At 56.6% G+C, this 7,529-nt stretch carries 9 protein-coding genes; 2 read left to right on the top strand and 7 right to left on the bottom strand.

Annotation, left to right across the window (positions count from 1 at the left end; translation table 11 throughout):
• Positions 1-19 precede the first annotated feature (19 nt).
• The 5 genes from rseC to rseD are packed head-to-tail and all read right to left on the bottom strand — an operon-like array spanning position 20 to position 2,795.
• Positions 20-508 carry a SoxR-reducing system protein RseC gene (gene rseC / locus FN633_RS01000; RefSeq protein ID WP_154056434.1) on the bottom strand — a complete coding sequence of 163 codons (489 nt, stop codon included), beginning with the start codon at positions 506-508 and terminating at the stop codon, positions 20-22.
• Positions 505-1,458, bottom strand: a complete 954-nt coding sequence (rseB, locus tag FN633_RS00995; RefSeq protein WP_042395501.1) for a sigma-E factor regulatory protein RseB — start codon at positions 1,456-1,458, stop codon at positions 505-507. The genes rseC and rseB overlap by 4 nt, the downstream gene beginning before the upstream one ends.
• Positions 1,458-2,111, bottom strand: coding sequence for an anti-sigma-E factor RseA (gene rseA / locus FN633_RS00990; protein WP_154056433.1), 654 nt, complete (start codon positions 2,109-2,111; stop codon positions 1,458-1,460). The genes rseB and rseA overlap by 1 nt, the downstream gene beginning before the upstream one ends.
• A gap of 31 nt (positions 2,112-2,142) precedes the next feature.
• Positions 2,143-2,718 carry an RNA polymerase sigma factor RpoE gene (gene rpoE, locus FN633_RS00985; protein ID WP_042395496.1) on the bottom strand — a complete coding sequence of 192 codons (576 nt, stop codon included), beginning with the start codon at positions 2,716-2,718 and terminating at the stop codon, positions 2,143-2,145.
• Entirely contained in the window at positions 2,715-2,795 is an 81-nt protein-coding gene (gene rseD, locus FN633_RS18445; protein ID WP_243731523.1) for a rpoE leader peptide RseD, read from the bottom strand. The genes rpoE and rseD overlap by 4 nt, the downstream gene beginning before the upstream one ends.
• 307 nt (positions 2,796-3,102) lie before the next feature.
• On the opposite strand from rseD, the gene nadB reads away from it, so the two are divergent.
• Positions 3,103-4,722: an L-aspartate oxidase gene (gene nadB, locus FN633_RS00975; RefSeq protein ID WP_154056432.1), complete on the top strand. Its 1,620-nt coding sequence runs from the start codon at positions 3,103-3,105 to the stop codon at positions 4,720-4,722.
• On the opposite strand, the gene trmN is transcribed toward nadB, so the two are convergent.
• Positions 4,707-5,444, bottom strand: coding sequence for a tRNA(1)(Val) (adenine(37)-N(6))-methyltransferase TrmN (gene trmN / locus FN633_RS00970; RefSeq protein ID WP_154056431.1), 738 nt, complete (start codon positions 5,442-5,444; stop codon positions 4,707-4,709). The two genes, nadB and trmN, sit on opposite strands and share 16 nt — an antisense overlap.
• A gap of 131 nt (positions 5,445-5,575) precedes the next feature.
• On the opposite strand from trmN, the gene srmB reads away from it, so the two are divergent.
• Positions 5,576-6,898, top strand: coding sequence for an ATP-dependent RNA helicase SrmB (srmB, locus tag FN633_RS00965; RefSeq protein WP_042395491.1), 1,323 nt, complete (start codon positions 5,576-5,578; stop codon positions 6,896-6,898).
• Positions 6,899-6,942: 44 nt separating this feature from the next.
• On the opposite strand, the gene grcA is transcribed toward srmB, so the two are convergent.
• Positions 6,943-7,326, bottom strand: coding sequence for an autonomous glycyl radical cofactor GrcA (grcA, locus tag FN633_RS00960; protein WP_042395490.1), 384 nt, complete (start codon positions 7,324-7,326; stop codon positions 6,943-6,945).
• Between the last annotated feature and the right edge of the window lie 203 nt (positions 7,327-7,529).

Genomic DNA, 7,529 nt, shown 5'->3' with positions numbered 1-7,529 from the left:
GCATCGTGATTTCTAATAATTAACGCGACTGAGAGTGGGCGTCTACGGGCGTGGCATCGACCCGCAGCAGATCCGGCGGCAAAGCAACGCTCAGGATCACTGGCTGCCAGGCTTCACGGGCGGCCAGCTTGGGTGAAAACGCGCGGGCCAGCAGAAAGCCCCCGACGCCGCCCAGCACCGCACCGCCCATCGCCGCCAGGTCGTAACCAAACAGCGTCTGGAACAGCGCGGCCATGATAAACAATCCCACCAGCGGCGACATATAGACCAGCAGCGCAGAGCTGAGCAAGCTGCCTTCGGCAATGCCCAGCTCGACCTTCTGCCCAGCCATTAGCGGCTGCTCGCTGGGTACGGAAATGGTGTGGGTCATCTGCGGACCGAGCTTGTTCAGAACGCGGCTACCGCACCCTGCGCGCGAGGCGCAGCTGTTACAGGAGGCTTTAACATCACAGCTGACAACGGCTTCGCCATTGTGCCATGAGACTACGGTTGCCCACTCTTTGATCATTGTGCTGCCCTGAATTTAAGACTGTCTGCAATACGTTTTGCGGTCTGCGGCGGAAGCTCGCCGACCACGGTAATCTCTGCGTTATCCCGCACGGTGGTGCTAACGGTACGACGCCCGGTGCGCAGCATTTGATCGCTGCTGTTCTGGCTGGCGCGGTTAACGTTAACGGAGAAGCTGAACAGTCCGTCGGAGAAGAGGCGTGACTCCACTGGCATATCGATCGTCGGCAGCTTGCGACGGCTGCTGGAGACTTCGCTAAAGCCCTGCGGTAACCAGGTCGCCGACCAGTTGAAATCGATCTTTTCCCCTGCCGGAACCGACAGCAACGGCGGCAGGTTAGCTTTGGCGAGATTCTCCATATTGCTTCCCACCTGCTCATTCACGGTGAACGCCACGACGCGGAACTGCTCCAGGGTCTCCCCGTCGCGATCGAGCAGATCGACCCGCATAGGAAGCTTGGTCTCGGCATCCAGCCAGACGATATAGCTGTAGCGCGTGCCGTCGCGGGCTACGACGCGGATCACCTCGCACAGGCGATCGGCAATCCGGGTACGGCCTACCGAAATGAAATCGTAGAATGCCGCGAGCCGTTTGAAATCGGTATAGACCAGTGAGGGCAGCGAATCGACAATGTAGTCGCCGGTCAGCGTAAATGGCTCAAGGCCCGGCTCAAAGTAGCTTATTTCGCTACCGCGCTGAACGACCTCACGACGTGGGCCATCCATCTGTAAAAGCTGGGCGAGAGGCTGATTTGCCAGCCGGGCATGCCGATAGCGTAACGACTCGACGCCCTGCTTGTTGATGCTGACAAAAGAGAGCTCATAGTTAAGAGACTGGCTGGCCAGGTTCATCTGCTGCAACAACGCCCCGGAGGTGACATCAGCCGAGGCGTTAGCAGAAAACAACAGACTACCGGCCATGAGAGACATGGCACACCAAAGTTGCTTCATTACTGCGATTGCGTTCCTAAAGTTTGGTTTCCTGGCACCTGTACAGCAGCCTGCTGGGTTTGCGCCTGCTCAAACTGAAGCTGTTCGGAGTGCAGGCGACGCTGCAGCTCATAGTCCTGAAGCATCGCATTAATACGGCGGCGCTGCTCCTGAACCTGCTGCTGCTGACCCGCATCGGCGGTGGTAGCCTCCGACGGGACGCCAAGACTAACCGGGCTGGCTTTACCCATCATAGGAAGCGTGTTAAACACCGGCGCTTCAGGCTGCTGGGCACTGTCGGACGGGCTATTGTAGTGCTGCACGCCAACGATAACCGCCAGCGAAACGCAGGCAGCTACGCCCATCTGAGTAATCTGGCTTGCCCAGGGACGCACTTTGGCCCAGAACGGCATCTTCTGCCACTGCTGCGGCGCAGGCTGGGATTCCGGGATCAATGGTGTTGCCTGCCGTACCGGTTCGTCGGCAATGGCAGCCATGACGCGGGCTGAGATATCGAAATGGATGACGTCGGCAGTATCACCGCGTAAAGCGTCACGCACCAGGTGGTAACGCTCCCAGGTTTCCTGCATTTCCGGATCGCGAGACAGCTCCTTGAGCAGCTCGGTATCCAGCGTCTCACCATCCATTAAAGCGGAAAGCTTTTCTTTCTGCATGCCTAATACCTTTTCCAGTATCCCGCTATCGTCAACGCCTGATAAGCGGTTGAACTTTATTATCAATGGCTTCCCGAGCTCGGAAGATACGTGAACGTACCGTACCCACCGGGCAGTCCATAATGGCGGCTATCTCTTCATAGCTAAGGCCATCCAGCTCCCGTAAGGTAATTGCCATACGTAAATCTTCCGGAAGCGATTCAATGGTTCGGAAAACGATTTGTCTCAGTTCTTCTGACAACATTAAGTTCTCAGGGTTCGAAATTTCTTTCAGCGCTCCACCGTTTTCGTAGTTTTCTGCTTCTATAGCATCAACATCGCTGGACGGTGGACGACGACCCTGAGCGACCAGGTAATTCTTGGCGGTATTCACCGCAATACGATAGAGCCAGGTGTAAAAAGCGCTATCCCCCCGGAATGAATCCAGCGCGCGATAGGCCTTAATGAAAGACTCTTGTGCGACATCGGGAACGTCGCCCGACGGCACATAACGGGAAACCAGGCTCGCTACTTTATGCTGGTAGCGGACCACCAGTAAGTTAAAGGCTTTCTGATCTCCCTTCTGGACCCGTTCGACGAGGACCTGATCCGTTAACTGCTCGCTCATCCGAGGTAATGTCTCCCCAAACCTAATATCCACGCGTAATCGAAACGCCACTCCCACACAGCACTCTGAGCAAGCATGTGGTTAGAGAGACTTTTTCGGCAAAAGTTCCGTTACGCCTTTGTTTTTGTGTATCGTTTCGCAGACCGTTGGTTATGACTCATTATAAGTCTACTGACGCTAAACTATGCACGTCGCATAGAAGAAAAGCCTTTTATACCGTCAGCAGAGTAACGCAACCCTGCTTTTTTTTCACCACAAAACTGATTTCGCCCGCTCGCCGCCTCGTTGTTTAGCCTCTACAACACAATTTAAAAAAATGGGTGATTTATGCCGCCTTTAGATCTATGCTGGCGGCATCCTGTTTAGTAAATTAAACACACTATCATGAATACGACTCCCGATCTCTCCTGTGATGTGCTGGTTATTGGCAGCGGCGCTGCGGGCCTCTCCCTGGCGCTGCGTTTGGCGCAGCACCATAGCGTGATTGTTCTCAGTAAAGGGCCGGTTAGCGAAGGCTCAACCCTCTATGCTCAGGGCGGGATTGCCGCCGTGTTTGATGTCACCGATAGCATTAGCTCACACGTGGAAGACACGCTTATCGCGGGGGCAGGCATCGTCGATCGCCATGCGGCTGAGTTTGTCGCCAGCAACGCCCGGCCCTGCGTGCAGTGGCTTATCGATCAGGGCGTGCTGTTTGATACCCACGTCCAGCCCAACGGGACAGAGGGCTACCACCTGACTCGCGAAGGCGGCCACAGCCATCGTCGTATCCTGCATGCCGCCGATGCCACCGGCAAAGCGGTCGAGACGACGTTGGTTAGCCAGGCTTTAAGCCATCCTAATATTCGCGTGCTGGAGCGCTGCAACGCCGTAGACCTGATTATCTCCGACAAAACTGGTCTCTCCGGCCCGCGCCGGGCGGTGGGCGCATGGGTATGGAACCGCAATCGCGAGGCGGTTGAAACCTGCCGAGCGAAAGCGGTAGTGCTGGCCACCGGCGGCGCATCAAAGGTCTATCAGTACACCACTAACCCGGATATCGCCTCCGGAGACGGCATTGCCATGGCCTGGCGGGCAGGCTGCCGCGTTGCCAACCTCGAATTCAACCAGTTTCACCCCACCGCCCTCTTCCACCCGCAGGCGCGTAACTTCCTGCTTACCGAGGCGCTGCGCGGGGAAGGTGCCTACCTCAAGCGCCCGGACGGCACGCGGTTTATGCCCGATTTCGATCCACGAGGCGAGCTGGCCCCGCGCGACATCGTGGCCAGAGCCATCGACCATGAGATGAAGCGTCTTGGGGCGGACTGCATGTATCTGGATATCAGCCATAAGCCAGAGGCCTTTATTCGCCAGCACTTCCCGATGATCTACGAGAAGCTGCTCGGCCTGGGTATCGATCTCACCAAAGAGCCGGTGCCTATCGTGCCGGCGGCACACTATACCTGCGGCGGCGTGATGGTGGATGATGCGGGCCGTACCGACGTTGACGGGCTGTATGCCATCGGCGAGGTGAGCTATACCGGCCTGCACGGCGCGAACCGTATGGCGTCCAACTCGCTGCTGGAGTGTCTGGTCTATGGCTGGTCAGCGGCGGAAGATATTACCGGGCGGCTTTCTGCTGTGTCAGAGGTCGCGACGCTCCCCGCATGGGATGAGAGCCAGGTTGAGGATCCGGACGAGCGGGTCATCATTCAGCATAACTGGCACGAGCTGCGCCTGCTGATGTGGGATTACGTAGGGATTGTGCGTACCAGCAAGCGGTTGGAGCGCGCACTACGGCGGATCCAGATGCTGCAGCAGGAGATCGACGAGTATTACGCTAACTTCCGCGTCTCTAACAATCTGCTGGAGCTGCGTAACCTGGTGCAGGTGGCGGAGCTGATTGTCCGCTGCGCCATGGCGCGTAAGGAGAGCCGAGGATTGCACTACACGCTTGACTACCCGGCGCTGCTGCCAGACTCCGGGCCATCGGTACTTGTTCCGCGCACCTACATAAAGAGATAGAACGCCTGGGTCAGCGCCGTATAGTCTTCAGAATAGCGCTGATCCGCGCCACGGATGGTCATGCGATCGCTAAAGCACTCCCCTTGAGTGGGAGAAAAGGCCAGCAGCACGCGGTGCGGCAGACGGCTTTCGTTATCGGCAACGTCGGTGCGCAGGCGCAGATGCCAGCCCGACTCCAGCGCCTTTTGCGTAAAGCCATTTCCCAGCCCTTCCGGCAGCACGACGCATAAAAATCCCTCTTCCGTGATGCATTCGGCGGCGCAGGCCAGCAGCGTGCCGTGATCCAGAGAGACGGTATAGCGCGCCTGCTCCCGCTGCGGCGTGCCGCACTCGACCCCTTTTTCATAATAAGGCGGATTGCTGACGATCAGATCGTAGCGGCGGGTGCAGGTGTTGACCCACTCCTGAATGTCGGCGGGATGGATCTGAATGCGATCCGCCCATGGCGACTCGCTTACGTTCTCCTGCGCCTGTTGACCAGCATCGGCGTCCAGCTCCACGGCATCAATGCTCACTGTCTCACCGGTACGCTGGGCCAGCATCAACGCCAGCAAGCCGCTGCCGGTACCGATATCGAGGATGCGCTTAACCTCGGCAACCGGCGACCATGCCCCGAGAAGAATACCGTCGGTACCCACCTTCATGGCACATCTGTCATGGGCAATAAAAAACTGTTTAAACGTGAAACCATTACGACGCAGCTGCGCTTTGCTGTGGGGCATTATTAACAATCCAACTAACGAAACCGGTGTAGGATAGGGGAAAGCCGCCAGGCGGGAAAGCGTTATCCACACAAAGAGATGAAGATTGCAGCCATAACGATTATAATCAGCGCCCCACACTGAGGTAGAACATGACTGTAACGACTTTTTCCGAACTCGAACTCGATGAAAGCCTGCTGGACGCGCTCCAGAGTAAAGGCTTTACACGCCCAACTGCCATTCAGGCGGCTGCTATTCCGCCTGCGCTGGAGGGCCGCGATGTACTCGGTTCCGCGCCTACCGGCACAGGGAAAACGGCGGCGTACCTGCTGCCTGCGTTGCAGCACCTGATTGATTTTCCGCGTAAGAAATCTGGACCGCCGCGTATTCTTATCCTGACGCCGACCCGTGAACTGGCAACGCAGGTGGCCGAGCACGCCCGTGAGCTGTCGGCAAATACCCATCTGGATATCGCCACGATTACCGGCGGCGTAGCCTATATGAACCACGCCGAAGTGTTCAGCGAAAACCAGGATATCGTAGTCGCGACGACCGGCCGCCTTATGCAGTACATCAAAGAAGAGAACTTTGATTGCCGCGCCGTAGAGACGCTGATCCTCGATGAAGCAGACCGCATGCTGGAGCTGGGTTTTGCTCAGGATATCGAGCACATCGCTGGGGAGACGCGCTGGCGTAAGCAGACCATGCTCTTCTCCGCCACCCTGGAAGGCAACGCCGTTAAGGACTTTGCCGAGCGCCTGCTGGAAGATCCGGTCGAGGTCTCTGCGACGCCGTCGACCCGCGAGCGTAAAAAGATCCATCAGTGGTACTACCGCGCGGATGACTTTGCACATAAAACTGCCCTGCTGAAGCATCTCCTGACCCAGGACGACGCGACCCGCACCATCGTGTTTGTTCGTAAGCGCGAGCGCGTGCATGAGCTGGCAGAGCTGCTGCGTAACGCCGGGATTAACAACTGCTATCTTGAAGGCGAGATGGCCCAGGTAAAACGTACCGAAGGTATCAAACGTCTGACGGAAGGCCGGGTGAACGTGCTGATCGCCACCGACGTTGCCGCACGTGGGATCGATATTCCAGACGTGAGCCACGTGATTAACTTCGATATGCCACGCAGCGGTGATATCTACCTGCACCGTATTGGCCGTACCGGCCGCGCCGGGCGCAAAGGCACCGCCATTTCACTGGTCGAGGCGCATGATCACCTGCTGCTGCAGAAAATTGGCCGCTACGTTGATGAGCCGTTAAAAGCCCGTGTTATTGACGAGCTGCGTCCTACTACCCGTGCGCCGAGTGAGAAGATGACGGGCAAGCCATCGAAGAAGGCGCTGGCCAAGCGCGCCGAAAAGAAAGAAAAAGAGAAAGAGAAGCCACGCGTGAAGCAGCGTCATCGCGATGCCAAAAACATTGGTAAGCGTCGTAAGCCAAGCGGCTCGCAAGAGTCTTCAAACGAGTAATAAAAAAGCCGGGTTAACTACCCGGCTTTTTTTATGCAGCCCTGTTACAGGCTTTCAGTAAAGGTACGGGCGATAACGTCGCGCTGCTGCTCTGGAGTCAGAGAGTTAAAGCGTACCGCATAGCCTGACACACGGATGGTCAGCTGCGGGTATTTTTCCGGGTGCTCAACCGCATCCATCAGCGTTTCACGACGCAGCACGTTAACGTTCAGGTGCTGGCCGCCTTCAACGCGAACCTGCGGCTGAACTTCCATCGGTACTTCGCGATACTCAATGCTGCCCAGCTGGTCAATCGCTACCACGTCATCTTCAGCAAAACCAGCTTTAGCACATACGCAGCGCGCTTCGCCTTTTTCGCTGTCGAGCAGCCAGAAAGAGTTCAACAGATCGTCGTTTGCTGCTTTGGTGATTTGGATACCTGTAATCATGTAATGCCTCCGGGCGTCTTAATTTATTGTGTCGGCCATGTCCCGGCCAATTGGTAAAACCATTGTTGCCTGAGTGTATATATACCAGCCAAATTGCGGCCCTTCTTTGACTTACATCAATAAAAACCACACCACTAAAAGGGCCATAGCGGGAAATAGTTGTTTTATATCAAGTTATGCCGATCGGTAACCTAAAAATATTT

Origin of the sequence: Pseudescherichia vulneris (assembly GCF_902164725.1) — a bacterium.
Classification (GTDB): domain Bacteria; phylum Pseudomonadota; class Gammaproteobacteria; order Enterobacterales; family Enterobacteriaceae; genus Pseudescherichia; species Pseudescherichia vulneris.
This window is presented reverse-complemented; position numbering and strand designations above follow the sequence as displayed.

Coding starts and splice junctions, on each gene's coding strand:
- rseC (WP_154056434.1), bottom strand. CDS start 508: ATGATCAAAGAGTGGGCAACCGTAGTCTCATGGCACAATGGCGAAGCC.
- rseB (WP_042395501.1), bottom strand. CDS start 1,458: ATGAAGCAACTTTGGTGTGCCATGTCTCTCATGGCCGGTAGTCTGTTG.
- rseA (WP_154056433.1), bottom strand. CDS start 2,111: ATGCAGAAAGAAAAGCTTTCCGCTTTAATGGATGGTGAGACGCTGGAT.
- rpoE (WP_042395496.1), bottom strand. CDS start 2,718: ATGAGCGAGCAGTTAACGGATCAGGTCCTCGTCGAACGGGTCCAGAAG.
- rseD (WP_243731523.1), bottom strand. CDS start 2,795: ATGCTTGCTCAGAGTGCTGTGTGGGAGTGGCGTTTCGATTACGCGTGG.
- nadB (WP_154056432.1), top strand. CDS start 3,103: ATGAATACGACTCCCGATCTCTCCTGTGATGTGCTGGTTATTGGCAGC.
- trmN (WP_154056431.1), bottom strand. CDS start 5,444: ATGCCCCACAGCAAAGCGCAGCTGCGTCGTAATGGTTTCACGTTTAAA.
- srmB (WP_042395491.1), top strand. CDS start 5,576: ATGACTGTAACGACTTTTTCCGAACTCGAACTCGATGAAAGCCTGCTG.
- grcA (WP_042395490.1), bottom strand. CDS start 7,326: ATGATTACAGGTATCCAAATCACCAAAGCAGCAAACGACGATCTGTTG.